The 24248-nt window shown below is 73.6% G+C and carries 21 protein-coding genes and 1 pseudogene; 7 read left to right on the forward strand and 15 right to left on the reverse strand.

Annotated elements, in window-relative coordinates:
* Positions 1–39: 39 nt before the first annotated feature.
* The 5 genes from OG710_RS03090 to OG710_RS03110 form a co-directional block, all read right to left on the reverse strand.
* Complete coding sequence (locus OG710_RS03090; protein WP_330237976.1) at positions 40–954, reverse strand: hypothetical protein; 915 nt, start codon at positions 952–954, stop codon at positions 40–42.
* Positions 955–1069: 115 nt separating this feature from the next.
* Positions 1070–2596, reverse strand: coding sequence for a hypothetical protein (locus tag OG710_RS03095; RefSeq protein WP_330237977.1), 1527 nt, complete (start codon positions 2594–2596; stop codon positions 1070–1072).
* A gap of 10 nt (positions 2597–2606) precedes the next feature.
* A complete protein-coding gene (locus tag OG710_RS03100) occupies positions 2607–6263 on the reverse strand; it encodes a hydantoinase B/oxoprolinase family protein (RefSeq protein ID WP_330237978.1) in 3657 nt (1218 codons plus the stop codon).
* A gap of 136 nt (positions 6264–6399) precedes the next feature.
* On the reverse strand, positions 6400–7821 hold the full coding sequence (locus OG710_RS03105) for a HEAT repeat domain-containing protein (RefSeq protein WP_111334003.1): 1422 nt from the start codon (positions 7819–7821) through the stop codon (positions 6400–6402).
* Positions 7822–8056: 235 nt separating this feature from the next.
* The gene (locus OG710_RS03110; protein ID WP_330237979.1) at positions 8057–8449 is read right to left on the reverse strand and encodes an ankyrin repeat domain-containing protein; all 393 of its coding nucleotides are present in this window, start codon (positions 8447–8449) and stop codon (positions 8057–8059) included.
* 243 nt (positions 8450–8692) lie between these two features.
* Between OG710_RS03110 and OG710_RS03115 the strand changes: the two genes are divergently transcribed.
* On the forward strand, positions 8693–8887 hold the full coding sequence (locus OG710_RS03115) for a hypothetical protein (RefSeq protein ID WP_018103962.1): 195 nt from the start codon (positions 8693–8695) through the stop codon (positions 8885–8887).
* Between the two features lie 44 nt (positions 8888–8931).
* A complete protein-coding gene (locus tag OG710_RS03120; RefSeq protein ID WP_330237980.1) occupies positions 8932–10530 on the forward strand; it encodes a hypothetical protein in 1599 nt (532 codons plus the stop codon).
* A gap of 104 nt (positions 10531–10634) precedes the next feature.
* Here OG710_RS03120 and OG710_RS03125 read toward each other — a convergent pair whose 3' ends face one another.
* Positions 10635–12134, reverse strand: coding sequence for an SCO1417 family MocR-like transcription factor (locus tag OG710_RS03125; RefSeq protein WP_111333995.1), 1500 nt, complete (start codon positions 12132–12134; stop codon positions 10635–10637).
* Between the two features lie 101 nt (positions 12135–12235).
* On the opposite strand from OG710_RS03125, the gene yczE reads away from it, so the two are divergent.
* The 4 genes from yczE to OG710_RS03145 all read left to right on the forward strand — a co-directional run bounded on the left by yczE (position 12236) and on the right by OG710_RS03145 (position 15731).
* Positions 12236–12898, forward strand: a complete 663-nt coding sequence (gene yczE, locus OG710_RS03130; RefSeq protein WP_111333992.1) for a membrane protein YczE — start codon at positions 12236–12238, stop codon at positions 12896–12898.
* Positions 12895–13659, forward strand: coding sequence for a glycerophosphodiester phosphodiesterase (locus OG710_RS03135; RefSeq protein WP_111333989.1), 765 nt, complete (start codon positions 12895–12897; stop codon positions 13657–13659). Before yczE ends, OG710_RS03135 begins: the two co-directional genes overlap by 4 nt.
* A gap of 45 nt (positions 13660–13704) precedes the next feature.
* On the forward strand, positions 13705–15081 hold the full coding sequence (locus OG710_RS03140; RefSeq protein WP_330237981.1) for an MFS transporter: 1377 nt from the start codon (positions 13705–13707) through the stop codon (positions 15079–15081).
* A 275-nt stretch (positions 15082–15356) separates the two neighbouring features.
* The gene (locus OG710_RS03145; RefSeq protein ID WP_003959706.1) at positions 15357–15731 is read left to right on the forward strand and encodes an RNA polymerase-binding protein RbpA; all 375 of its coding nucleotides are present in this window, start codon (positions 15357–15359) and stop codon (positions 15729–15731) included.
* Between the two features lie 128 nt (positions 15732–15859).
* Here the strand turns inward: OG710_RS03145 and fxsA are convergent, their stop codons facing one another.
* The 4 genes from fxsA to OG710_RS03165 all read right to left on the reverse strand — a co-directional run bounded on the left by fxsA (position 15860) and on the right by OG710_RS03165 (position 19949).
* Positions 15860–16444, reverse strand: coding sequence for an FxsA family membrane protein (fxsA, locus tag OG710_RS03150; RefSeq protein WP_330237982.1), 585 nt, complete (start codon positions 16442–16444; stop codon positions 15860–15862).
* A gap of 61 nt (positions 16445–16505) precedes the next feature.
* Positions 16506–17273 carry a polyprenol monophosphomannose synthase gene (locus tag OG710_RS03155; RefSeq protein WP_111333981.1) on the reverse strand — a complete coding sequence of 256 codons (768 nt, stop codon included), beginning with the start codon at positions 17271–17273 and terminating at the stop codon, positions 16506–16508.
* Between the two features lie 527 nt (positions 17274–17800).
* Positions 17801–19441 (reverse strand): amidohydrolase, encoded by a 1641-nt coding sequence (locus tag OG710_RS03160; protein WP_330237983.1) that lies wholly within the window; start codon positions 19439–19441, stop codon positions 17801–17803.
* Positions 19442–19508: 67 nt separating this feature from the next.
* Positions 19509–19949: an Lrp/AsnC family transcriptional regulator gene (locus OG710_RS03165; protein ID WP_018103953.1), complete on the reverse strand. Its 441-nt coding sequence runs from the start codon at positions 19947–19949 to the stop codon at positions 19509–19511.
* Positions 19950–20151: 202 nt separating this feature from the next.
* Here OG710_RS03165 and OG710_RS03170 point away from each other — a divergent pair, with 202 nt between their 5' ends.
* Positions 20152–20547: a hypothetical protein gene (locus OG710_RS03170; RefSeq protein ID WP_330237984.1), complete on the forward strand. Its 396-nt coding sequence runs from the start codon at positions 20152–20154 to the stop codon at positions 20545–20547.
* Between the two features lie 396 nt (positions 20548–20943).
* On the opposite strand, the gene OG710_RS03175 is transcribed toward OG710_RS03170, so the two are convergent.
* The 5 genes and pseudogenes from OG710_RS03175 to OG710_RS03195 all read right to left on the reverse strand — a co-directional run bounded on the left by OG710_RS03175 (position 20944) and on the right by OG710_RS03195 (position 24217).
* The gene (locus OG710_RS03175; RefSeq protein ID WP_330237985.1) at positions 20944–22116 is read right to left on the reverse strand and encodes an acyl-CoA dehydrogenase family protein; all 1173 of its coding nucleotides are present in this window, start codon (positions 22114–22116) and stop codon (positions 20944–20946) included.
* Between the two features lie 264 nt (positions 22117–22380).
* Complete coding sequence (locus OG710_RS03180; RefSeq protein WP_330237986.1) at positions 22381–22524, reverse strand: SCO1431 family membrane protein; 144 nt, start codon at positions 22522–22524, stop codon at positions 22381–22383.
* Between the two features lie 150 nt (positions 22525–22674).
* Positions 22675–22998 carry a CHAT domain-containing protein gene (locus tag OG710_RS03185; protein WP_330242143.1) on the reverse strand — a complete coding sequence of 108 codons (324 nt, stop codon included), beginning with the start codon at positions 22996–22998 and terminating at the stop codon, positions 22675–22677.
* Positions 22999–23007: 9 nt separating this feature from the next.
* Positions 23008–23584, reverse strand: a pseudogene (locus OG710_RS03190) (IS200/IS605 family accessory protein TnpB-related protein); the annotation flags it as partial.
* Between the two features lie 405 nt (positions 23585–23989).
* Positions 23990–24217: a hypothetical protein gene (locus OG710_RS03195; protein ID WP_330237987.1), complete on the reverse strand. Its 228-nt coding sequence runs from the start codon at positions 24215–24217 to the stop codon at positions 23990–23992.
* Positions 24218–24248 lie beyond the last annotated feature (31 nt).

Raw genomic sequence — 24248 nt, forward strand, 5'->3', positions numbered from 1 at the left:
CGGTGGGAAGACGTCGGTGGGGGTCGGGCCCGGCGGCGGTCAGCCGTGGAAGGGCAGGCCCGCGTCGGCGGCCAGTTCCAGGTCGTCGGGGTCGGGGGGCGGCAGCAGGGTGGCGCTGCCGTCGGTGACGGGGACGACGCCCAGTTCCAGGAGTTCGGCCATGGCGGCGCCGCCGGCCATGTCCCGCACCTGGAGCTGGTAGCGGGCGGTGGTGCGGTACGTGCCTCCGGCGTCGTCGCCGGTGCGCTGGAGGAAGCCGGAGTCGGTGAGGAAGGCGACGGCCTTGCCGATGATGCCGGTGGTGGAGCCGGCGAGCCGGCGGGCGTCCTTGGTGGCGCCGGTGGCGCTGCGCCGGGCGTAGACGCGCCAGCCGGCTTCCAGGCCCGGTGCGTCGCTGGCCGGGTCGGTGTTGTCGCCCTGCTGCTCGGCGCGCTCCTCCAGGCGGTGGCAGGCCTGGCGGACGAAGGCGTCGACGCCGTTGACGGTGATCCGCCCGATGTAGGCGTCGTCGGCGAGGTCCTCGGGGCGCGGGAAGGCCATGGCGGCGACGGCCAGATGGGCGAGGCCGTGCAGGAAGCGGTCGGCGCTGTCCGACGAGGCGCGTCGCGCGTAGTCGCCCATGCGGACGGCGAACACGGAGTCCTCGCCGGCGGTGACGGCCATGCCGGCCCGGGGGGAGACCTCCAGGACGATGAGGCCGAGGCCGGTGGCGACGGCGTCGGCGAGCCGGGCGAAGGCGGGGTCCTCGCGGTAGCGGCGCAGGAGTTCGGCGTACTCGGCGTCGCGGGCGGGCAGCAGCTTGGGCTGGAGGCCGAAGGCGACGAGCCGGGCGGCGTCGGCCGCGTCGGCCGGGGTGACGGCGGCGGTCGCGGGCGCGGGCCGGTCGGGTTCGTGGGCGGGCCGGTCGGCGGGCTCGCTCCACGCGTCGGTGTGCTCTGCGCGGTGGTCGCTCACGACACGGGCTCCTCGGTGCGGAAAGTGCGGACGGTGCTGCGGGAAGGGCTGGGCGAAGCAGGACGAATGGGTCCGCGGAGGACGGCTGCGGCCCGGGGGACGCGGGGCGCGGGAGTCACGGCGCCTCCGAGCGGTCCGCGGCCATTCCGGCGGCGTCGAGCAGGGCGGTGCCGACGATCAGGTCGGCGCCGCCGAACTCCTCGTCGTCGAGGGGGGTGCCGTCGTCCACGGAGAACAGCAGGCGGCGCTCCCCCTGGCGGTAGGCGGTGCCGACCGGCGGGCTCGCCGCGTGGACGGCGAGCAGGGCGACCAGGTAGGGCAGGTCGGGGTCGCGGCGGCGGGCGTCGGCCAGCAGGCCGGACAGTCGGCGCGGCGCGTCGTGCTCCAGGTCGAGCAGTTCCATGGCGGCGGCCAGCTGTTCCTCGCTGAACCGGCTGTCGTCCGGGGTGGCGATGAGGTCGGGCTCGGGCATCTCGGCGCCGAGGTGTTCGCGGGCCGGCGGCGGGCTGAGCAGCAGGTCGACCAGGTCGCCCACCCGGACGGACGCCGGGGTGCGCAGGCCGGTGCCGTGGGCGAAGAAGGCGTCGGTGGCGCGGCCGGCCTGTTCGACGGGGAGCGGCAGCAGCGGGCCGAGGAGCTGCCCGTACAGGTCGAGTCCGGTGCGGGCGGTGGGTGTGGCGAACGCCTGCCGGTCCTGTTCGGCGCGGAAGAGGGGGCCGGCCTCCAGCAGCCGGGACTGGAGCTGGGTGTGGCGGCGGATGCAGTCCTTGACGATGTCCACGAGTTCGGCGGCGCGGCGCTTGTGCTCGGGGTCCTCGGCCTCGTCGCGGGCCTTGCGGATGTTGGTGAGGATCGCGTTCTCGTGGCGGTAGCGGTCGGCGACGTGGTCGAGCGCTTCGGCGATCATGTCGGGAACGGCGTTGAGCCAGTCGACGGCGCGGACGTTGCGCCGGGTGGCGTCGAGGGTCTTGCGCAGTGTTTCGGCGTACTGGACGGTCCGGTAGCGGGCCTGTTCGGCGGCGAGCTGGGCGTCGGCCAGCCTGCCCCGGCTGATCAGGACCTCCAGTTTGACCTCGGCGGCGATCTGGGCGCTGGTGACGTCCGTGTCGAGGGCGCCGACGAGGACGTTGACGGCCTCGTCGGTGGCGCGGAGGTAGACGCTGCCGCCGTGTCCGGGGACCTCTTCGATCAGCTTGAAGTCGTAGTCGCGGCGGGTGTAGACGCCGTCGGGGCCGAAGGTGCCGTAGACGGCGCGGAATCCCCGGTCGACGCTGCCGACGTTGATCAGGTTCTCCAGGACCCAGCGGGCGACCCGTTCGTGCTCGGCGGCGGGGCGGGCGGGGGCCTGGGCGGCGACGCGCGGGAGCAGCCTGGTCACTATCTGGTCGTGGTCCGCGCCGGTGTCGAAGTCCATGTTCAGCGTGACGTGGTCGATCGCGGCGAGGGCGACCTCGGCCATGGCGTAGCCGCTGTACTCACCGGCCAGGTTCGCCTTGCGGACGTCCAGGTCGTGCAGCGGCGCCGTGCAGGCGAGCGCGCGCAGCCGCCGGGACAGCCCCTCGTCGGCGGCCGGGCCCGGTGCGGGCCGCGGCCCCGCGCTGAGCTGGGGCGCAGCGTTGTCCGTGTAGGCAGGCGAAGTCACGGTGCACAGATTAGGTCCTCGGACTGACAACGGTCGAAACGGCGCAGAAGGGCCGTTCGGCCGGCTCGCCGTATCCGCCGCCGCCCGGCGTGCGCAGGACCAGTACGTCGCCCGCCCCGGCGTCCGCGCTGTCGCAGCCGGCCAGTTCCGTGACGCTGCCGTCCGCGCGTTCGATGTGCTGGCTGCCGAGGGCGCCCGGTTCGCCGCCGGCCATGCCGTACGGGGGCACCCGGCGGTGTCCGGTGAGCAGGGCGAGGGTGACCGGTTCGAGGAAGCGGATGCGGCGTTCCACCCCGCATCCGCCGCGGTGCCGGCCCGCTCCCCCGCTGCCCGCGCGGATGCCGAAGCTCTCCAGCAGGACGGGGTAGCGCCACTCCAGGATCTCGGGGTCGGTGAGGCGGGAGTTGGTCATGTGGGTCTGGACGGCGTCGGTGCCGTCGAAGTCCTCGCCGGCGCCGGAGCCGCTGGCCACGGTCTCGTAGTACTGCACCCGGTCGTTGCCGAAGGTGAGGTTGTTCATGGTGCCGGAGCCCTCGGCCTGGACGCCCAGGGCCGCGTAGAGGGCGCCGGTGACGGCCTGGGAGGTCTCGACGTTGCCGGCGACCGTGGCGGCGGGCGGGGCGGGCGCCAGCATGGAGCCCTCCGGCACCCTGATCTCCAGCGGGGTGAGGCAGCCGCTGTTGAGCGGGATGTCGTCGGCGACCAGGGTGCGGAAGACGTAGAGCACGGCGGCCATGACGACGGACTTCGGGGCGTTGAAGTTGCCCGGCTGCTGGGGCGAGGTGCCGGTGAAGTCGATGACGGCGCTGCGGGCCTCCCGGTCCACCGTGAGGGTCACCTCGATCACTGCGCCGTTGTCCGTCTCGTACCGGTAGTGGCCGTCGTCCAGTCCGGCGATGATGCGGCGCACCGACTCCTCGGCGTTGTCCTGGACGTGTCCCATGTAGGCGTCCACCGCCTCGGCGCCGAACTGGTCGGTCATGGCGCGCAGTTCGGCGATGCCCTTCTCGTTGGCGGCGATCTGGGCGCGCAGGTCGGCGAGGTTGGTGTCGGGGTCGCGCGAGGGGTACGGGGCGGTGGTGAGCAGGGCGCGGGTCTCGTCCTCGCGCAGGGCGCCGTCCCGGACCAGGAGCCAGTTGTCGAAGAGGACGCCCTCCTCCTCGACGGTCCGGCTGAAGGCGGGCATGGAGCCGGGGGTGATGCCGCCGATCTCGGCGTGGTGGCCGCGCGAGGCGACCAGGAATCTCAGCGCCGGCGCCTCGCCGCCCTCGTCGAACACCGGGGTGACGACGGTGACGTCGGGCAGGTGGGTGCCGCCGTGGTACGGGTCGTTGATGGCGTAGACGTCGCCGGGGCGCATGGTGCCGGCGTTGCGGTGGAGGACCTCCTTGATGGATTCGCCCATGGAGCCGAGGTGGACCGGGATGTGGGGCGCGTTGGCGATGAGGTTGCCGCGCGCGTCGAACAGGGCGCAGGAGAAGTCGAGGCGCTCCTTGATGTTGACGGAGCGGGCGGTGTTCTCCAGGGTGACGCCCATCTGCTCGGCGATGGACATGAAGAGGTTGTTGAAGACTTCGAGCATCACGGGGTCGACGCGGGTGCCGACGGCCTGCCGGGCGGGGCGGGGGCGGGCGCGGGTGAGGACGAGGTGCCCGGTGGGGGCGAGTTCGGCCTGCCAGCCGGGGTCGACGACGGTGGTGGCGTCGGCCTCGGCGACGACGGCGGGTCCGGTGACGAGGTCGGTGGCGCGCAGGTCCGTGCGGCGGTGGAGCGGGGCGTCCTGCCACCGGCCTTGCGCGAACATGCGGGTGGTGGCGTACGGGCGCGGTGTGGTGGGGGCTCCGGTCTCCCGTTCGGGCGGCCGGTTCTCGGCGTGGCCGCCGGCCGTTCCGGTGGCCTCGACGGAGGCCGTCTCGACGACGAGGCGCCGGTCGGCGGTGAAGCCGTAGCGGGCGCGGTGCTCGCGGGTGAACGCCTCGGTCATGGCGGCGGCCGTGTCCAGGGGTACGGGCAGGCTCGCGTCGGTGCCCTCGTAGCGCAGCAGGACGCGGGCGCGGGTGGAGACGGCGTCCTCGGGGATGCCGTCGGCGCGCAGGTCGGCGCTCGTCCGGGCGGCGAGTTCGTCGCACAGCCGCCGTACGCGCTGTTCGGTGCCGGTGTCCAGGACGGCTTCGACGGACTGCTCGCGCATGGCGGTGGCGTCGGCGAGCCCGATCCCGTACGCGGAGAGCACCCCGGCCAGCGGGGGGACGAGGACGGTGTCGATGCCGAGGGCGTCGGCGACGGCGCAGACGGCCTGGCCGCCGGCGCCGCCGAAGCCGGTGAGGGCGTAGCGGGTGATGTCGTGTCCGCGCTGGACGGAGATCTTCTTGACGGCGCCGGCCATGGCGAGGACGGCGATCTCCAGGAAGCCGGCGGCGGTCTCGGCGGCGGTGCGGCGGGTGCCGGTGGCGCGGGCGACCTCGTCGGCGAGGTCCTCGAAGCGTTCGCGTACGACGTCGGCGTCCAGCGGCTGGTCGCCGTCCGGTCCGAAGACGGCGGGGAAGTGTTCGGGGCTGATGCGGCCGAGCATGACCTGGGCGTCGGTGACGGTCAGCGGGCCGCCCCGGCGGTAGCAGGCCGGGCCGGGTACCGCTCCGGCGGAGTCGGGTCCGACCCGGTAGCGCCGGCCGTCGAAGTGCAGGACGGAGCCGCCGCCGGCCGCGACGGTGTGGATGTTCATCATGGGCACCCGCATCCGCGCGCCCGCGACCTCGGCGCCGAGTTCGCGCTCGAACTCGCCGGCGTAGTGCGAGACGTCCGTGGAGGTGCCGCCCATGTCGAAGCCGATGACCCGGTCGTGGCCGGCCCGGGCGGAGGTGCGGACCATGCCGACGACGCCGCCGGCGGGTCCGGAGAGGACCGCGTCCTTGCCCCGGAAGTGGGCGGCCTCGCGCAGGCCGCCGTTGGACTGCATGAACATGAGCCGGATGCCGGGGAGTTCGGCGGCGACCGAGTCGACGTACCGGCGCAGGATGGGTGAGAGGTAGGCGTCGACGACGGTGGTGTCGCCGCGCGGGACGAGCTTGATCAGCGGGCTGACCTCGTGGGAGCAGCTGATCTGGGTGAATCCGGCGGCCCGTGCCTCGGTGGCGACCGCCTGTTCGTGGGCGGGGTGGCGGTAGCCGTGCATCAGGACGACGGCGGCGCTGCTCAGTCCGTCGGCGCGGGCCTCGCGCAGCCGGGCGGCGACGGCCTCGCGGTCGAGCGGGGTGATGGTGCGGCCCCGGGCGTCGATGCGTTCGGGGACCTCGATGACCCGGTCGTAGACGGCTTCGGGGAGGAGGATGCGCCGGTCGAAGAGGCGGGGGCGGTTCTGGTAGGCGATGCGCAGGGCGTCGCGGAAGCCCTCGGTGATCACCAGGACGGTCGGTTCGCCGCGCCGCTCGAGGAGGGCGTTGGTGGCGACGGTGGTGCCCATCTTCACGGCGGCGACGCGGTCGGCGGGGACTGGTTCGCCGGGCGCGAGGTCCAGCATCAGCCGGATTCCGGCGACGGCCGCGTCGCGGTAGCGGTCCGGGTCGTGCGAGAGGAGTTTGCGGGTGACGAGTCGCCCGTCGGGGCGGCGGCCCACCACATCGGTGAAGGTGCCGCCACGGTCGATCCAGAACTCCCAGCGCCCGGTCATGCCCCCATACTGGCCTGCCGCCGGTGATCACGGAACCGGGGCGCGGCGCGGGGCCGCGGGCCGGAGCGGCGCGCCCCCGACGCGCTGCACTCCTGCGGGGCCGGACGGGCCCCTCGTACGGACGGTGTCCGGCGGTTCAGACCGCCGGGGCGTCCGGGCCGATCCTGCTGCGTACGGCCGACTGGACCTCGGCCTCCTCGGCGGGGTCGGCGGCGAGCCGGCGCAGCCGTTCGGCCACCCGGAGGTCTCCGGTCTCGGCGTGCAGCGCGGCGACCTCGCGGGTCGTCTCCTCGCAGTCCCACAGGCACTCGACGGCGAATCCGGTGGCGAAGGAGGGGTCGGTGGCGGCGAGGGCGAGGGCGGTCCTGCCGCGCAGCTGCGAGGAGGACGTCTCGCGGTAGACATGGCGCAGTACGGGGGCGGCGCAGGCGATGCCGAGCCGGCCGGCGCCGTCGACCAGGGCCCACAGGCGGGGGGCGTCCGGTCCGTCGCCGCGTACGGCGTCGCGCAGGGCGCCGAGCACCGCGGGGGCGTCCTGCGGGCCGCCGCGTCCGGCGAGCACTCCGGCAGCGGAGGCGCCGAGTGCGTCGGGTCGGCGGGCCCAGCGGCGGGCGCGGTCCACGGCCTCCTCGCCGCACATGCGCTCGAAGGCGGCGACGGCCGCGTCGGCGACGGTGCCCTCGTGTCCGGTGGCGGCGGTCTCGATCAGGTCGAGGACGACGGGGTCGCGGACCTCGGCGGCCAGGTAGTGGAGGGCGGCGCAGCGGGCGGCGTCGGGTCCGCTGCGGGCGGCCTCGACGATCTCGGCGCGGTCCTCGGGTCCCGCGACGGCGGCGAGGCAGCGGGCGGCCGGTACGTGCAGGGCGGTGCCGCGTTCGAGGCCGTGGCGGGCCCAGTCGAAGACCGCCTGGACGCTCCAGCCGGGGCGGGGGCCGCCGGGGCGCATCTGGCGCTGCCAGCGGTCGAAGGAGCCCTGTTCGGACGCGGCCCGGACGCGGGCGCCGACGGCCGGTCGCGGGTCGTCGGCCCACAGCCGCCAGGGGCGGGGCTCGTAGGCGTCGCGCACGGTGGCGGCCAGTTCGGCGCGGCCCCCGGCGTCGTCGGGGAAGCGGGCGAGCACGGGTTCGGCGAGGGAGCGCAGGCCCGTGTCGTCGTCGCGCAGCGCCAGCTCGTCCAGGGCCCAGGCCCAGTTGGAGCCGGTCGCGGCGTAGCGGCGCAGCAGGGCGAGGGCGTCGCCGCGGCCGTAGGAGGCGAGGTGGCCGAGGACGGACAGGGCGAGGCCGGTCCGTGAGTCGTCCGTGTCGAGGTGGTCCTCGGGGTCGGTGAGGTGCCGCTCGATCTCCTCGATGCCGCCGTCGAGGTCGAGGTAGAGGCGTGCGTAGTAGAGGGAGCGGTTCTCCGCCTGCCAGTCGTGGCGGGGGTCGCTCAGGACGCAGTGGTTGAGCGCCGCCAGGGCCTCGGGGCGCGGGGCGGCGAGCGCGTGGAGCGTGCCGTCGCCGCGGCCTCTCTGCAGCAGGCCGAGCAGGGTGCCGCTCGGCGCTATGAACGGATCGAACATGGGGAAAGCCTCACATCAAGCTGTCGACGCAACCGGGACTGTGCAGTTCCACGCGCTCCGGGAATGAGCGCTGGGGCCTGTCCTAGGCCGCGCAGCAACATGATTCGCCGACCGCCGTCTTCTGCCTGGTGTAGAGCATCTTCCTCTGCCTCTCGTCGGGTGGCCCGGATCGGGCCCGCGACGTCATGATGACCCAGCCATTTCGCCACCGCGACCACATTTACGACGAACCCGTTCAGCGGGCGCCGAAGAGTTCCAGCAGGTCGGCCTTGCCGAACATGCGTGCGGTGTCCACGGCGGAGGGTGTTCCGGTGGCCGGATTCGCACCCGCGTCGAGCAGGGCGCGGACCACGTCCGCCTCGCCCTTGAAGACCGCGCCGGCGAGCGGGGTCTGGCCGCGGTCGTTGGCCCGGTCCGGGTCGGCGCCGCGGGTGGCGAGGGCGGTGACGGCGGCGGCGTGCCCGTGGTAGGCGGCGAGCATCAGCAGTGTGTCGCCCCGGTCGTTGGTGAGGTCGGCGGGCACTCCGGCGTCCACGTAGGCGGCGAGGGCCTCGGCGTCGCCGCCGCGCGCCAGGTCGAACACCTTGGAGGCCAGCGCCACCACCTCGGGATCGGGGGTTTCGCTCATCGCGGGGCCGCCTTTCTTCGCTGTTCGGGCCGCCGCGGGCAGCCGGGAGGTGCACGGCGGGGGCCGTGCGAGTGAACCGACAGGGTACTGCCCGGACGGGCGTGCGGACCGGCACGGGCTCCGCGTCCGCCGGTCGAGTGGATAATCCGCCTTTTCACCTGAATGCGCCTTTTATCCTACGGACACTTGGGGTGAGCCTGGAAGGACTCATGGTGACCGTCCCCCCGACCAGGAGAACCACTCATGATTCTTTCCATGTCCGGCGTCGTCATCCTCGGCATCATCGTCTTCCTGTTCTTCAGGAAGGACGGGCTCAAGGCGTCGCACGCCCTCGTCACCGCCCTGTTCGGCTTCTACCTGGCCGGTACCGCCATCGCCCCGAGCATCACCGCGGGCGGCGCGAGCCTGGCCGGCCTCCTGGGCGGAATCAAGTTCTGACCGTCCGCCCCCGCACCGGCCTTCGCGAGACACAGGAGACAGATGTGGCCCGGCGACCACTCCCCCGCATTCTGAGCAGCGGCGGCGCTTCGATCACTCGCGGTCGCGAGTTCGCGCGCACGGCCGCCGACAGCGCCACCGACGTACTCCATCCGCTGATCACGCTCACGCGCGGTCTGCGGCTGCTGGCCGGCGCGGGACGGCAGAAATGGGCCGCGACGCCCAAGGACCGGCGTGGTTCCACGCTGTTCCTCGTCGCGGCCTGCGTCCTCGTGGTGGCGCTCGCGCCGTACGGGCCGCTGCTGGCCCTGGTCGCGGTGATGGGCGCCGCCGCCTGGACGGGACGGGACCGCACCCCCGTCCGGACGGGCCCCGACGAGGCGGAGACCGCCCGGCTGCGGGCCCTGTACGAGGCGCTCGTGCCGTACTTCGCCGCGCCCGAGGACCCCGATCCGCTGTACCGCCGCGGCGGCGAGTGGGAGAAGGTCTTCAGCGACTTCGCGTTCGACGGCGACGGCCGGGTCTCACGGCTCCGGGTCGCCTACCCCGCGTACTTCACCGACAGCGAGCCCGAGTCCCGGTCCCGGATCGAGCAGCTGCTGCACGCCAAGTCCGGACGGGGCCGGGAGTACCACTTCGGCTGGGACGAGGAGGGCAACCGGCTCCTGATGAGCGTGCTCGACGCGCTGCCCACCTCGCTGTCCGCCCAGCGCTTCGTCACCACCCCCGGCGAGACGGTCCTCGGCTTCACGGACGAGGACGCCGTACGCCGCACCGTCCCGGTGAGCGACGGCGCCGGCACCCGCGACGCGCCCGGCGTCGTCTGGCGCACCGGCGCCCGCTCCACCGAACCGCATCTGCTCGTCGCGGGGCAGCCCGGCAGCGGCACCACGACCCTGCTGCGGTCCATCGCCCTGCAGGCCCTCCAGCACGGCGACGTCCTGATCGTCGAGGGCAGCGGCACCGGTGAGTACGCCTGCTTCACCGGGCGCGAGGGCGTTCTGGCCGTCGAGTGCGGACCGGCCGGCGCGCTGTCCACGCTGGAGTGGGCGGCCAACGAGACGGAGCGCCGGCTGATCGAGGCCAACCGGGCCCGGCAGGCCGGCGACCCGGTCCCCGAGGACTGCCTGCGGCCGCTGTGGATTCTGCTGGACCGGCCCAGCGCGCTCGCCCGGCCGGCCGGTGACGGCGCGCCCGGCCCGCAGGAACTCCTCCAGATCCCGCTGCGGCACGGCCGGGCGGCCGGCGTCGTCGTGGTGCTGGCCGAGGCGTTCGACCAGCTCGGCGGCCTCGGCGAGTCCGTCAGGACGCACACCAGGGCGCGGGTGGTCCTGGGCCACTGCTCCGCCGAGCAGATCGCCTCGGTGCTCGGCACCGGACCGCACACCACCCCGCCGCCGGACGCCCCGCCCGGCCGCGGCTACGCCCGCTTCGGCACCGGCCCGGTCCTGCGCATCCAGGTCCCGGCCACGCCCGACCCCTACGACGACGCCACCAGCGAGGCGCAGCGCGCGGCGGTGCTGAGCCTGCTGCCCGAGCGGCGCACGGCGTTCGAGGCGGGGGCGCCGCAGGAGCCGGCCCCGGTCGAGATGGCGGCGGCCGCCGCGCCCGCCGGGGTGGAGGCGGTGGCCTGCGGCGACTGACCCGGCGGGAACGGCGGACAGGAGGGCCCGGTGACGCACCGGGCCCTCCCCGCGCATCCGGCCGACCGCGGCCGCCGCGCGCCCCCGCACCCCGGCTCCGGCTCTCAGGCGACGAACGTGCGGGGGGCCTCCGCGCCCGCCCCCGCTCCCGCGCCGACCAGACGGGCGGCCTGGGCGAGCCGCTGGGCCGCCTCGTCCGCCACCGGGCCGCCCACCGTGAACGGCAGCCGCACGTACCCCTCGAATGCCCCGTCCACGCCGAACCGGGGTCCGGAGGGCACCCGTACGCCGACGCCCTCGCCGGCCACCGCGAGGCGCGAGCCGGAGAGGCCGCCCGTGCGCACCCAGAGGGTCAGCCCGCCGTCCGGCACCGAGAACTCCCACTCCGGCAGCTCCCGGCGCACCGCCGCCACCAGCGCGTCGCGGTTGTCGCGGGCCTGTTCGCGGCGCAGCCGGACCGCGTCCTGCCAGCCCCCGGAGCGCATCAGCCAGTTGACCGCGAGCTGTTCGAGGACGGGGGTGCCCATGTCGGCGTACGCGCGGGCGGCGACCAGGCTGCGGATCACGTCGGGTGCGGCCCGTACCCAGCCGATCCGCATGCCCGCCCAGAACGCCTTGCTGGCCGAGCCCACGGTCAGGACCGTGCTGCCGGCCGGGTCGAACGCGCAGACCGGGCGCGGCATCTCCAGGTCCTCGTCGAGGTGCAGTTCGCGCATCGTCTCGTCCACCACCAGGACGGTGCCGGCCGCGCGCGCGGCGTCCACCAGCGCCCGGCGGCGGTCCTCGTCGGCCAGCGCCCCGGTGGGGTTGTGGAAGTCGGCGACGACATAGCCGAGGCGGGGCGCGGCATCGCGCAGCACCTGGCGCCAGCGGCCCAGGTCCCAGCCGCCGAGCCCCTCCTCCATGGCCACCGGCACCAGCCGGGCGCCCGCCTCGCGCATCAGCTGGAGGATGTTGGCGTAGCTCGGGGACTCCACCGCGATCCGCTCGCCGCGCCCGGCGAAGAGGTGGCAGATGGCGTCGATGGCGCCCATGGCGCCGGTGGTGACCATGATCTGCTCGGGCATGGTGGGGATGCCCTGGGCGGTGTACCGGTCGGCGATCATCTGCCGCAGGGCGGGCAGTCCGGCCGGGTAGTCGCCGTGCGTGTGGGCGTACGGCGGAAGCTCCTCCAGGGCGCCCTGGACGGCGCGGGTGAGCCAGGGCTCGGGGGCCGGCAGCGAGGCGCAGCCCAGGTCGATCATGGAGCCCAGCGCCTCGGGCGGCAGCGGTTCCAGGCCGCGCGCGGGCAGCGGGTTGCCCGCCGGAACGGCCGTCCAGCTGCCGGCGCCGCGCCGGGACTCCAGGAAGCCCTCGGCGCGCAGCGCCTCGTAGGCGGCGGCGACGGTGGTGCGGCTGACGGAGAGGGAGAGGGCCAGTTCGCGTTCGGCGGGGAGGCGGGCGGCGACCGCGACCCGGCCCTCCAGGACGAGCAGCCGGATACCGTCGGCGAGGGCGCGGTAGGCGGGCGGGCGGCGGCTGCCGGGGCCGGCCGGCCGCTGCTGCTGGGCCTGGAGCTGCCGGGCCAACTGGGCCGCCCCCACCGCCGAAGTCCACTGCGCCATGAGAATCAGTCCACCTTCCTTGAATTGGCCATGGTTGGTGGCCGATCACCTGCCACAGAGTGACATGGAGCAGTCCACAACCACCACTCCAGGGGGACCCCTTGTCCGAGACCGCCGTTCCGCAGGGGGCGCACCTCGTCCGACGGCTGGTCCAGCTGTACGCGGGGCTCGCCCTGTACGGGGCCAGTTCGGCGCTGCTGGTCGTCGCCGGTCTCGGTCTGGAGCCGTGGGGCGTGCTGCACCAGGGGCTCGCGGAGCTGACCGGCATCAGCATCGGCGTGGTGTCGATCATCATCGGCGCGATCGTGCTGCTGCTGTGGATACCGCTGCGCCAGCGGCCGGGTCTCGGCACGGTCTCCAACGTGTTCGCGGTGGGGCTCGCGATGGACGCGACGCTGGCGCTCGTCCCGGAGGCGCACGGTCTCGCGGTGCGGGCCGGGGTGATGGCGGCGGGGATCGTCCTGAACGGGGTGGCGACGGGCCTGTACATCAGCGCCCGGTTCGGGCCGGGCCCCCGCGACGGCCTGATGACCGGGATGCACCGGCGGACCGGCCGGTCGATCCGGCTGGTGCGCACGGCGCTGGAGGTGGCGGTCGTGGTCAGCGGGTTCCTGCTCGGCGGTTCGGTGGGGGCGGGCACGGTCCTGTACGCCCTGGCCATCGGCCCGCTCGCGCAGGTCTTCCTCCGTGTCTTCGCGATCCCGGAGCAGGGCTCCCCCGCGGCCGCCGGCTCCGGGCGCCGGCGGTCCATACTGCGTCGGTGACTTCCGAACGCCACCCCTACCTGGACCATCCCGCTCCGCTCGCCTTCGCCCACCGGGGCGGCGCGGCGGACGGCATCGAGAACACGGCGGCCGCCTTCCGCCGGGCCGCCGACGCCGGGTACCGCTACTTCGAGACCGATGTGCACACCTCGGCGGACGGCCGCCTGGTGGCCTTCCACGACGCCACGCTGGACCGGGTGACGGACGCCCGGGGCCGGCTGGCGGAGCTGCCGTGGAGCGAGATACGGCGGGCCCGGGTCGGCGGGCGCGAGCCGCTGCCGCTGTTCGAGGAGCTGCTGGAGGCGTTTCCGCAGGCCCGGTGGAACGTGGACGTCAAGGCGGAGGCCGCTCTGGAGCCGCTGCTGGCGCTGATCCGGGCGACGGACTCCTGGGACCGGGTGTGCGTCGGCTCGTTCTCGGAGGCGCGGGTCGCCCGGGCCCAGCGGCTGGCCGGGCCGCGCCTGGCCACCTCGTACGGGGTGCGCGGGGTCCTCGGGCTGCGGCTGCGCTCGTACGGAATCCCGGCGGCGCTGCGGTCCGGGGCGGTGTGCGCGCAGGTGCCGGAGCGCCAGAACGGCATCCGGGTGGTGGACCGGCGCTTCGTGCGGGAGGCCCATGCGCGGGGGCTCCAGGTGCATGTGTGGACGGTGAACGAACCGGAACGGATGGCCGCGCTCCTGGACCTCGGTGTGGATGGCATCATGACCGATCACATCGGGACGCTGCGCACGGTGCTGAGCGAGCGGGGGGCCTGGGTCTGACCCGCCGGCCGCCGCCGTTCGCACGGGGACATTCCAGGGGGCACCATGACGGCCGGGACCGCAGACACCACCGAGCCGGCCGACGGTACGTCCGGCCGGGACGACGCGGCCGGGCGGCGCCGGGAGCAGCGCGGCTGGTACTTCTACGACTTCGCGTGCTCCGTCTACTCCACGAGCGTCCTCACGGTGTTCCTGGGCCCGTATCTGACGTCGGTCGCGAAGGCGGCGGCGGACGCGGACGGTTTCGTGCACCCGCTGGGCATCCCGGTCCGCGCCGGGTCGCTGTTCGCCTACTCGGTGTCCGCCTCGCTCGTCCTGGCGATCGTCCTGATGCCCGTGGTGGGCGCGGCGGCCGACCGTACGGGGCGCAAGAAGCCGCTGCTCGCGGTGGCGGCGTACACCGGGGCGGCCGCGACGGCGGCGATGTTCTTCCTGGACGGCCACCGCTATCTGCTCGGGGCCTTCCTGCTCATCGTGGCGAATGCCGCGACGGCGGTGGCGATGATGCTCTACAACGCCTATCTGCCGCAGATCGCGGAGCCCGACGAGCGCGACGACGTCTCCTCGCGGGGCTGGGCGTTCGGCTACACCTCCGGGGCGCTGGTCCTCGTCCTCAACCTGGTGCTGTACTCGGGCCACGACTCCTTCGGCCTCTCCGAGTCCGAGGCGGTCCGGATCTGCCTGGCGTCGGCGGGTGTGTGGTGGGGCGTGTTCACGGTGATCCCGCTGCGCCGGCTGCGCGACCGGAAGGTGGCGGCCGGGGGCCGGGGCGCGCCGGTGGGCTCGGGGTGGCGGCAGTTGCGGGCCACGCTGGCCGATATGCGGCGCCATCCGCTGACCCTGTCCTTCCTGCTCGCGTACCTGGTGTACAACGACGGCGTGCAGACGGTGATCTCGCAGGCGTCGGTGTACGGCTCCGAGGAACTGGGCCTGGGCCAGACGACGCTGATCACGGCGGTGCTGCTGGTGCAGGTGCTGGCGGTGGCCGGGGCGCTGGCGATGGGGCGGCTGGCCCGGGTGTACGGCGCGAAGCGCACGATCCTGGGCTCGCTGGTGGTGTGGACGCTGATCCTGGTCGCCGGGTACTTCCTGCCGGCCGGTTCGCCGGCCTTCTTCTATGTGCTGGCGGCGGCGATCGGACTGGTGCTGGGCGGGAGCCAGGCGCTGTCGCGGTCGCTGTTCTCGCATCTGGTGCCGCGCGGCAAGGAGGCCGAGTACTTCTCGGCGTACGAGATGAGCGACCGGGGGCTGAGCTGGCTGGGGCCCCTGGTGTTCGGTCTCGCCTACCAGCTGACCGGCAGCTACCGGGACGCGATCATCTCGCTGGTGGTGTTCTTCGTGGTCGGTTCAGTGCTGCTCGCGCGGGTTCCGCTGGAGCGTGCGGTGGCTGCGGCGGGAAACCCCGTACCCGAGCGGATTTAGACGTTGAAGTGAAAGGCCGGTAGTGTACGCCTTTGGCCTGCCCCGGATGACCGTTGCTTCGAACGGAAGCCACCGAATCGTTGGGTGACATCCTCCGTCAAATGTGACAAACCGGGTAAGGGCGGGTACTTGAACCCTGGGAAACCTGAAAATCAGCGGCACGACGGGCGACGCATGACCGGTAACGGGAATCTTTGCCGGCGACCGGACGTTGACCGATTTGACGACGACAGCGACACCTGTCCTGTGGGCGACCAGCCCGGGAGGCACGATTCATGAGTGAGCGAGCTCTCCGCGGCACGCGACTCGTGGTTACCAGCTACGAGACGGACCGCGGCATCGATCTGGCCCCGCGCCAGGCGGTGGAGTACGCATGCCAGAACGGACATCGATTCGAGATGCCGTTCTCGGTTGAGGCGGAAATTCCGCCGGAGTGGGAGTGCAAGGCGTGTGGCGCCCAGGCACTCCTGGTGGACGGGGACGGCCCCGAGGAGAAGAAGGGCAAGCCTGCGCGTACGCACTGGGACATGCTCATGGAGCGGCGCACGCGTGAGGAGCTGGAGGAGGTGCTGGCCGAGCGGCTGGCCGTCCTTCGCTCCGGGGCGATGAACATCGCCGTGCACCCCCGGGACAGCAGGAAGTCTGCTTGACCGGGTAGGTACGGCACGGCGACAGAACCGCGGGCCGCGACACACGCACTGTGTGTCGCGGCCCGCGGTTCTGTGCTGCTACGGCCGGGGGTTCCGTGCCGCTTCGGCCGGGACGGGCCCGGCGCCGCTCACGGTGCCAGCGGGGGGCGCGGCTCGTCGTCGGGGCCGGGGCGGGGCGGCTCGTCGCGGATGACCTCGCCCTGGACGACCTTGCCGTCCGGGCGGTGGATACGGGCCTGCTGGAAGGCGTCCGAGAACCCGCCGGGGGTGGCGTTGCGCATGCGCCGGTCCAGGGAGCGTTCCGCGTACCGGCTGAGGGCCGTGCGGACGGGCGGCACCAGGAGCAGCAGCCCGGCCACGTCCGAGAGCGGTCCCGGAATCATGATCAGCAGTCCGCCGAGCATCAGGAAGCCGTTGCCCCGGCCGCTCTCCGGGGCGGTGGGGGCGGAGCCGTCCGCGCCCGGCTGTCCGGGCATCCGCTGGAGCGTCTCGGTGAGGTTGGCGAAGGCGCGGCGGCCGGCCCGCTTGATCACGGCGCCGCCGAAGACGATCCCGGCGGCCAGCAGGATCACGACGGCCAGTCCGCCGGCGGCGTCGGCCACCAGGATCAGCAGCCAGATCTCCAGCACCGCCCAGGCGGCGACGGCGAGGGGTACGAAGGTCCGGGCGCGCGAGCGCCTGCGGGCGGTCGGAGGCGGTGTGCCGGTCGTCATGCCCCCAGTGTGCCTGGCGCCGCGTCCGTACGCCGTAAGGGGGTGACCGGCGGACCCGGGCTCAGGGGGTGCGGCGGCCCAGCACCTTGTTGGTGCGGGTGGTGACACCCCAGGCGGTGACGCGCCACAGCGCCTCGACGAGGATGTCCCGGCTCATCTTGGAGTCGCCGATCTCGCGGTCCACGAAGGTGATCGGCACCTCGACGACGTGGAAACCGGCCTCGACCGCGCGGCGGGCCAGGTCGACCTGGAAGCAGTAGCCCTGCGAGGCGACCTCGTCCAGGCCGATGCCCTTGAGGGTCTCGGTGCGGAAGGCGCGGTAGCCGCCGGTGACGTCGCGGGTGCGCAGGCCGAGCATGAGCCGGGAGTAGGTGCTGCCGCCGCGCGAGATGAACTCGCGGGACTTGGGCCAGTTCACCACCCGGCCGCCGGGCACCCAGCGGGAGCCCAGGACCAGGTCCGCGCCCTTGAGCGCGGTGAGCAGCCGGGGCAGTTCCTCGGGCTGGTGGGAGCCGTCCGCGTCCATCTCGACGAGGACGCCGTAGTCGTGCTCCATGCCCCAGCGGAAACCGGCGAGGTAGGCGGCGCCGAGCCCCTCCTTGCCCTTGCGGTGCAGGACATGCACCTGGTCGTCGGCGGCGGCCAGTTCGTCGGCGAGCTTGCCGGTGCCGTCGGGGCTGTTGTCGTCGGCGACCAGCACATGGGCCTCCGGCACGGCGGCGCGCACCCGGCTCACGATCGGCTTGATGTTCTCGGCCTCGTTGTAGGTCGGGATGATCACCAAGACACTGCCGAGCGGACCGAATTGCCGCTGACCGCCGTCGTTCACTTACTGCCCCTCACGTCCGTACACAGGTACACACCATATCGAGCGCGGCGGCGCGGAACGCCGACCCGGTGGGGGTGGCGCGGGTGCCGCGGCGGACAGAAGAGCGGAATCAGGGACAGAAGTGCGGATCGGGGCCCGGTGTCCTTCGGGCCGACCTGGGACCCGCTGGCTGCGGGTCGACCTAGAGCCGTTGTCTACTGAACGTCCGGGCCCCACCCGGGTCACACCCTCCGACCGGCTGGGACCTTCCCTCGCCCCCGAGGCGCGGGCGCTGAACCTGGCTGTCAGTGGTGGTGCGCCGGTGCGGCACACCACCCCGTGACCCAGCGGCGTTCGACGACTGCGTGGAGGTCCAACCGGTCGGACGTCCTGTGGTGGACTCGGCCGAACCTACCGGCCGATGGGCGCATTCTGTCAATAGCCGCCTGACCTGCGACGATTTCCGAAATGCCCTGGTCAGTCCGGAAGATCCCCTGGTAGCGGAAGAACCGACCCGCCTTCGATCGGCTCAGCGGAACATCCGCACGTCACTCGTTCGGCCGTACGTAGACAGTGTGTCCGAACACCACCGTGCGCAGGCAGACCGGCAGGTCGGCGCCCGGACTGAGGTCGGGCAGCCCCGGCGTACCCGACCGGGGGTCGGTGGACCAGCGCGCGACCCGGTCGTCCGGTGCCTGGACCACCAGCTCGTCGGTGCGCCAGACCGCGTAGTCGGCCGGGGCGCCGGGCACCAGTGTCCCCGCGTCGTCCCGGCCCACGGCCCGCCAGCCGCCCCGGGTGTGCGCGGTGAAGCCCGCCCGCACCGAGACGCGGTGCTCGGGCGTCCGGTGGAAGGCGGCGGCCCGTACGGTCCCCCAGGGGTCGAGCGGGGTCACCGGGCTGTCCGAGCCGAAGGCCAGCGGCACCCCGGCCCGCAGGAGCGCCGCGTACGGGTTGAGGGTGGCGGCCCGGCCGGTGCCGAGCCGCTGGGCGTACATGCCGTCCTCGCCGCCCCACGCGGCGTCGAAGGCGGGCTGGACCGAGGCGGTGAGGCCCAGTTCGGCGAAGGCGGCGATGGTCTCGGGGGTCAGCATCTCCGCGTGCTCGACGCGGTGCCGGGCGGCGCGCACCCGGCCAAGGCCCACCTTCTCGGCGGCGGCCCGCACCCCCTCGACGACCGCGGTCAGGGCGGCGTCGCCGATGGCGTGGAATCCGGCCTGGAGCCCCGCCTCGGTGCAGGCGGCGACATGGGCGGCGATCCTCGCGGCGTCCAGGTGGGCGGTGCCCGCGTGCGGGGCGTCGGCGTACGGCTGGTGCAGGCAGGCGGTGTGGGAGCCCAGCGAGCCGTCCACGAAGAGGTCGCCGGCCGCGCCGACGGCACCGAGTTCGCGGACGCGCCGGGCGTCCTTCTCGTCGGCCACCTCGGCGGCCCAGTAGCCGAAGACGCGCGGGCCGGGCCGCTCCGCCGCCAGCTTCAGGAGCCCGGTGAAGTCGTTCTCGTCGGAGATGTCGGGGCCGCCGCACTCGTGGAGCGTGCCGATGCCCAGGGAGGCGGCGTGGCGCAGCGCGGCCCGCTGGGCCTCGGCGCGCTGGGCGGGCGGGACAGCGTCGTGGGCGGCGGCGCGCACCGCGTGGTGGGCGGCGGCGGTCAGCGGGCCGTCGGGGTGGTAGCCGGCCATCGCGGTGACGCCGGGGACCAGGTCGAGCAGGGCGGTGGTGACGACGGCGGAGTGCACGTCGATCCGGGGCAGGTAGACGGGCCGGCCGCCCGCCGCCGCGTCCAGCTCGGCGCGCGAGGGCGGGCGCTGCTCGGGCCAGCGGGTGGCGTCCCAGCCGTGGCCGAGGACGACCCGGTCGGCGGGGCGGGCGGCGACGTGGGCGCGGACGAGGTCCAGGGCGGCGGCGAGGGTGCGGGCGCCGGAGAGGTCGAGTCCGGTGAGGGCCAGGCCGGTGGACGTGGTGTGCACATGGGCATCGGTGAACGCGGGGGTGACCAGCGCGCCTTCGAGGTCGATCACCTCGTCCACACCGCTCGCGAAGGCGTCGGCGGCCCCTTCGGAGCCCACCCAGGCGACATGGCCGCGTTCGACCACCATGGCGGTGGCGAAGGGGTCGGCGGGGCTGTGGACGTCTCCACCGCGCAGCAGCACGGTGCGGTGGTCGCTCTGGGGGGCGGTGCTCTCGGTCATGGGGACCAGTCTCCCGCGCGCCGGGCGCCGCCCGTGCGCGCCCCCTCCGGTCCGGCGGGGGTGTCGCTCAGATCTGCGGCGGGCGCGCCTCGTACGGGGTGGAGAGGACGACCGTGGTGCGGGTGGACACGCCGGCGAGCGAGCGGATGCGGGTCAGCAGGTTCTCCAGCTCCAGCGGGGTCGCCACACGCACCTTGAGGATGTAGTTCTCGTCGCCCGCCACGCTGTGGCACGCCTCCAGCTCGGGTACGCCCGCGAGCCGTTCGGCGATGTCGTCCGGGGCGCTCGGGTCGAAGGGTTTGACCGAGATGAACGCGGTCAGCGGCAGGCCGACCGCCTCCGGGTCGACGACCGCGGCGTAGCCGCGGATCACCCCGCGCTGCTCCAGCCTGCGGACGCGCTGATGAACCGCCGAGGTGGACAGGCCGGTGGCCTTGCCCAGGTCGGTGTAGCTCATCCGCCCGTCCTTGACGAGCAACTCCACGATGTGACGGTCCAGCTCCTCCATACGGATCAATCTATGGCCATGAGTCGTTCCCGGCACAGCTGCCCAGCCCTTGGGACAGCACCTGCACCCGGCATGTGACCAACGCCACATGTTTACGGGCCAGTAGTCGGACACGGAACGGTTACGGCCGAGTGGTGGCGGGAAGTGCTTGCTGTGGCCGAGGCCACAGTGTCGCTGCGGCCCATCCGAGGGGGGATTTCCCATGCCGAACCTGAAACTCACCGGACGTACCGAACCGGAACCCGTCGACCTGTTCGACGACGACGCTCCCGACGCGTACGACACCCTGGAGATGCGCCGGGTCGTCTGCGCGGACTGCGCGCAGCCCATCGCGCTCCTCGCGGACGAGGAGGTGCTTCCGGAGCACGCGCTGTGCCCGTCCCCGTGGAATCCGTTCGTACTGACCGTGTGCCCCGGTACGGGTCGCGCCGCCGGTGACCGTCCGGCCGAGGCGGACGGGACGCAGGAGCAGGAGACCGCGCTGCTGCTGACGCTGCCGCAGGGCCTCGACTGGCGTACGCAGCCCTTCTCGCACGCCGGGGGCGCCGGTTCGCGCCCGATCCGGGTGCCGCGCCAGCCCCGGCGCGAGGCGGCCTGAGCCCGTCCTCCCACAGGTGCGGCCGGGGTGCGCGAGCGGCCCGGCAGCCGGAGCGACCGGGTGAACAAGCGCCCTAATCGAACAACCAGTGACCCCGCCGCGCGGCGGGGCGTTGGGCGGGTATGACCCCGCTGCATTCCACGGCAGGCCCAGGTCGCCGCCGTCTTGTCGCCCCGCCTCCCGAAGAATCGGTTCCGCAGCCCGGTTCCGTACCGGCGTCGCGGTCCGAAGCTCCCTGTTCCGCGCCGCGCGCGGTGCCGCAGTCGAGCGATCCGCCCATCTACCGGGCGCTGCTGCGGCACTGGGAGAGCACCGGCCGGACCCTGCCGGGCCGCCATGACCAGGACTGGAACCGGATCATGACGACACCCGTGTGGTCGGACCGGCCGCCGCGGGTCAGCGGGACTCGGGGCCCGCGAGGTGGCGGGCGATGACCATCCGCTGGATCTGATTGGTGCCCTCGACGATCTGCAGCACCTTGGCCTCGCGCATCAGACGCTCGACGGGGAAATCCTGCGTGTAGCCGTAGCCGCCGAGCACCTGGACGGCGTCGACGGTCACCTGCATCGCCGCGTCCGTGCAGAAGAGCTTGGCCATGGCGGCCTGGCGCGAGAACGGGCGGCCGGCGTCCCGCAGCCGGGCGGCCGCCAGGTAGAGCGCGCGGCCCGCCTCGATCCGGGTGGCCATGTCGGCGAGCATGAAGCGCAGGCCCTGGAAGTCCGCGATGGGGCGGCCGAATTGCTTGCGGCCGGTGGCGTAGTCGAGGGACGCGTTCAGCGCGGCCTGGGCGACGCCGATGGCGCAGGCGGCGATGCCGAGCCGGCCGGAGTCCAGCGCGGACAGGGCGATCGCGAAGCCCTGGCCCTCGTCGCCGATCCGGCGGGAGTCGGGGATGCGCACCCCGTCGAAGTTCAGCTGGGCGGTGGGCGAGCCCTTCATGCCCATCTTCTTCTCGGGGGCGGCGGCGCTCAGCCCGGCCGCGTCGCCGGGGACGAGGAAGGCGGTGATGCCGCGGGCGCCCTCGACGCCGGTGCGCGCCAGGACGGTGTAGAAGTCGGCGATGCCGCCGTGGGTGATCCAGGCCTTGGTGCCGGTGAGGACCCAGTCGTCGCCGTCCCGCACGGCCTTGGTGCGCAGCGAGGCGGCGTCGGAGCCGGACGCGGGCTCGGAGAGGCAGTAGGCGCCGAGCAGGCCGCCGGAGAGCATCGCCCGCAGGTGTTCGCCGCGCTGGTCCTTGGTGCCGTAGCCGGCGAGCGCGTGGCAGGCCAGGGAGTGGACGCTGACGCCGAGGCCGACGGTGAGCCGGGCCGCGGCGAGCTCTTCCAGGACCTGGAGGTAGACCTCGTACGGCTGGTCGCCGCCGCCGTGCTCGGAGTCGTAGGGCAGCCCGAGCAGACCGGATTCGGAGAGCAGGGCGAAGACCTCGCGGGGGAACCGGCCCGATTCCTCCTCCTCGGCCGCGTACGGCGCGATCTCCCGTTGGGCGATGTCGCGGACGAGCGCGATGAGCTCGCGGGACTCCTCGGTGGGCAGACTGCGTTCGACCCACTGCGGTACTCGGTCGGACATGACGGCGCTCTCCTCCCTGTCGGGCGTTGCGGCGGTCGCGCGCGCGGGGTGTGAGCGGCGCCGCCGGGGGGATCTCCGGGCGATGCCCGAAATCACTGCACTCCAGCCGATGTTGCCCTCCCGGATTACGAGAGACGCAGGCAGACGGCTGTGGCGGGTCGAGTATGCCCGATCGGATGGCGTCCGTCACCGGTTGACCGAACATACGATCAGCCGGGTCCGCGGGTGGCGGAGTTCGCCGGACCGGGCGGGGAGGGGTACGGCTCAGAGCAGGCCGAGCTGGGTGATGAGCATGGCGACGACGACCACGAGCGTCCAGCCGGCGAGGTGCTCCAGGAGCTTGGGGCCGTCGTCGGGGCCTCCGGTACGGGAGCGGCGGCGGGCGGCGGTGGCGGTGTGTGCGGTCATGGCATCTCGTTCGGTCGGCCGGTGGGGCGGTGCCCGGCACGCGGCCGGACCCGACCACAGTGCCAGCCCGGCGGGCCCGTCGGGGAGAGAGATCCGTCACTGCCCGGCCGCCGGCCGGTGCGAGCACGGCCGGGCCCTCCCCCGTACCGGTCAGCGGCCCACGGCCACCAGCCCCGCCCAGAACGCCGGGTCCGCCCGGTCGTGGCCCGAGACGACCAGGGCGTCCAGCAGTTCGGTCGCGAGGCTCCGCACGGCGGCGGGCAGCGACGCGGGCAGCTCCCGTTCCGGGCCGGTCATCCACAGCTGCGCCCGGCGAAGGGCGTCCGCCGGGGCCTGGCCCGTACGCAGCCCGTGGTGGAACAGGAGGTCCACGAGGGCCGTCGCGTGCAGCCGGACCGGCCACAGCGAGCCGAGGACGAAGGAGGCTCCCCCGGACTGCGTCCCGTCCGGACCGGCTGTCCGGGCTCTCGGCATCGTTCGAGCAGGGGATACCCCATCCCTGATGGAGTGCCCGAGGGCGCGTCGCCCGGCCGCGATACCAGCGGCGCCTGACGGTACATTTTCTGGTGTTGGATGGTCGGTGGCTTCTGCCAGTGCCGACCGCCCCACATCGAGGTGTAGGCCGTATCGACCGCAACGACCGCAAGCCCCTGCTCGGCGGCCATGGAGCCGAGCCGGGCCTTGAGCCTGCCGGTGGGGATGCCGGAGATCAGCTGCCGGAGGCGTCTCCGGCGCCCGTGCTTCCTCCGGGTCTCTCCGCGCCGAAGTCGAGGTCCTCGATGACAATCGCACCGCCGTCGGTCTGCCGTGCCCAGTGCAGGAGTTGGGTGAGGGCATGGCGGAGCCGGGCGTCGCGGTGGGGTGCGGTACCGGTGAGGTCGTAGGCGAAGCGGTGGGGTTCGCCGACGGAATTGCTGTGGGGGGCGACGTGGACGGCGTTGGTGTCGACCCCGATCACGCCCTGGGCCAGGGCCGTTTCCAGGGGGACGGTGGTTGCGGTGGGGCGTTGCCAGGACGCGGTCGAGTACCAGCGGCCACGGGTGGTGGCGTGGCGGGTACGAGTGCGGCCGGAGTGGTCTCGTGGGCGTCGGTGTTCGGACCATGAGCAGCTTGTCCGGCGCCCGGGCCGGTTGAGCATCGCTGCCTGTGACCCGTACGCAGGCCGCGAGCAAGTCGCTCATCGTCTCCCGGCCGATCGGGGCGACGCAGTTGTACGCGCCGCCCCGATATGCCTCACCCCGATCGAGTGCGAACGCGGCCACATCGCGGACATCGACAGGCTGGATGGGCTGGTCCGGGGTGCCCGGTGCGAGCATCCGGCCGCCGCGGGCCGCTCGGTTCAGCCACCAGGGAAGCCGGCCGACGTACTCGCCGGGGCCCAGGATGACGCCTGGCCGCAAAATGGCCGCCCGGTCTTCGCCGAACGTCGCGGTGACTGCTCGTTCGGCCCCTGCCTTCTGCCGTCCTACCAGTCCGGCCCGTTCCAATCCTGCGGGAGCCGACCGTCATCGGCGTCGGCATCGGCGTCGGGCGGCCCGTCCAGAACGACGAACTCCTCGGTCCATGGCTCGTCCGGCCATCCACGGTAGGCGTTCACGGTCGAGACATAGACGTACCGGCCGGTGACCGGTTCCAGGAGGCGAGCTCCCGCAAGAACATCGCGCGGCGCCATCTCCGAGGCCGATGTGTCCACCCCGCCGCCCCCGGCCCCTGTCCGGCAAGCC

Origin of the sequence: Streptomyces sp. NBC_00525 (assembly GCF_036346595.1) — a bacterium.
Classification (GTDB): Bacteria; Actinomycetota; Actinomycetes; order Streptomycetales; family Streptomycetaceae; genus Streptomyces.

What these genes read in the sequence shown, in the direction of transcription:
- OG710_RS03100 (WP_330237978.1), bottom strand. Translation starts at nt 6,263, where the DNA reads ATGACCGGGCGCTGGGAGTTCTGGATCGACCGTGGCGGCACCTTCACC.
- OG710_RS03105 (WP_111334003.1), bottom strand. Translation starts at nt 7,821, where the DNA reads ATGTTCGATCCGTTCATAGCGCCGAGCGGCACCCTGCTCGGCCTGCTG.
- OG710_RS03110 (WP_330237979.1), bottom strand. Translation starts at nt 8,449, where the DNA reads ATGAGCGAAACCCCCGATCCCGAGGTGGTGGCGCTGGCCTCCAAGGTG.
- OG710_RS03115 (WP_018103962.1), top strand. Translation starts at nt 8,693, where the DNA reads ATGATTCTTTCCATGTCCGGCGTCGTCATCCTCGGCATCATCGTCTTC.
- OG710_RS03125 (WP_111333995.1), bottom strand. Translation starts at nt 12,134, where the DNA reads ATGGCGCAGTGGACTTCGGCGGTGGGGGCGGCCCAGTTGGCCCGGCAG.
- OG710_RS03140 (WP_330237981.1), top strand. Translation starts at nt 13,705, where the DNA reads ATGACGGCCGGGACCGCAGACACCACCGAGCCGGCCGACGGTACGTCC.
- OG710_RS03145 (WP_003959706.1), top strand. Translation starts at nt 15,357, where the DNA reads ATGAGTGAGCGAGCTCTCCGCGGCACGCGACTCGTGGTTACCAGCTAC.
- fxsA (WP_330237982.1), bottom strand. Translation starts at nt 16,444, where the DNA reads ATGACGACCGGCACACCGCCTCCGACCGCCCGCAGGCGCTCGCGCGCC.
- OG710_RS03160 (WP_330237983.1), bottom strand. Translation starts at nt 19,441, where the DNA reads ATGACCGAGAGCACCGCCCCCCAGAGCGACCACCGCACCGTGCTGCTG.
- OG710_RS03165 (WP_018103953.1), bottom strand. Translation starts at nt 19,949, where the DNA reads ATGGAGGAGCTGGACCGTCACATCGTGGAGTTGCTCGTCAAGGACGGG.
- OG710_RS03170 (WP_330237984.1), top strand. Translation starts at nt 20,152, where the DNA reads ATGCCGAACCTGAAACTCACCGGACGTACCGAACCGGAACCCGTCGAC.
- OG710_RS03175 (WP_330237985.1), bottom strand. Translation starts at nt 22,116, where the DNA reads ATGTCCGACCGAGTACCGCAGTGGGTCGAACGCAGTCTGCCCACCGAG.
- OG710_RS03180 (WP_330237986.1), bottom strand. Translation starts at nt 22,524, where the DNA reads ATGACCGCACACACCGCCACCGCCGCCCGCCGCCGCTCCCGTACCGGA.
- OG710_RS03185 (WP_330242143.1), bottom strand. Translation starts at nt 22,998, where the DNA reads ATGCCGAGAGCCCGGACAGCCGGTCCGGACGGGACGCAGTCCGGGGGA.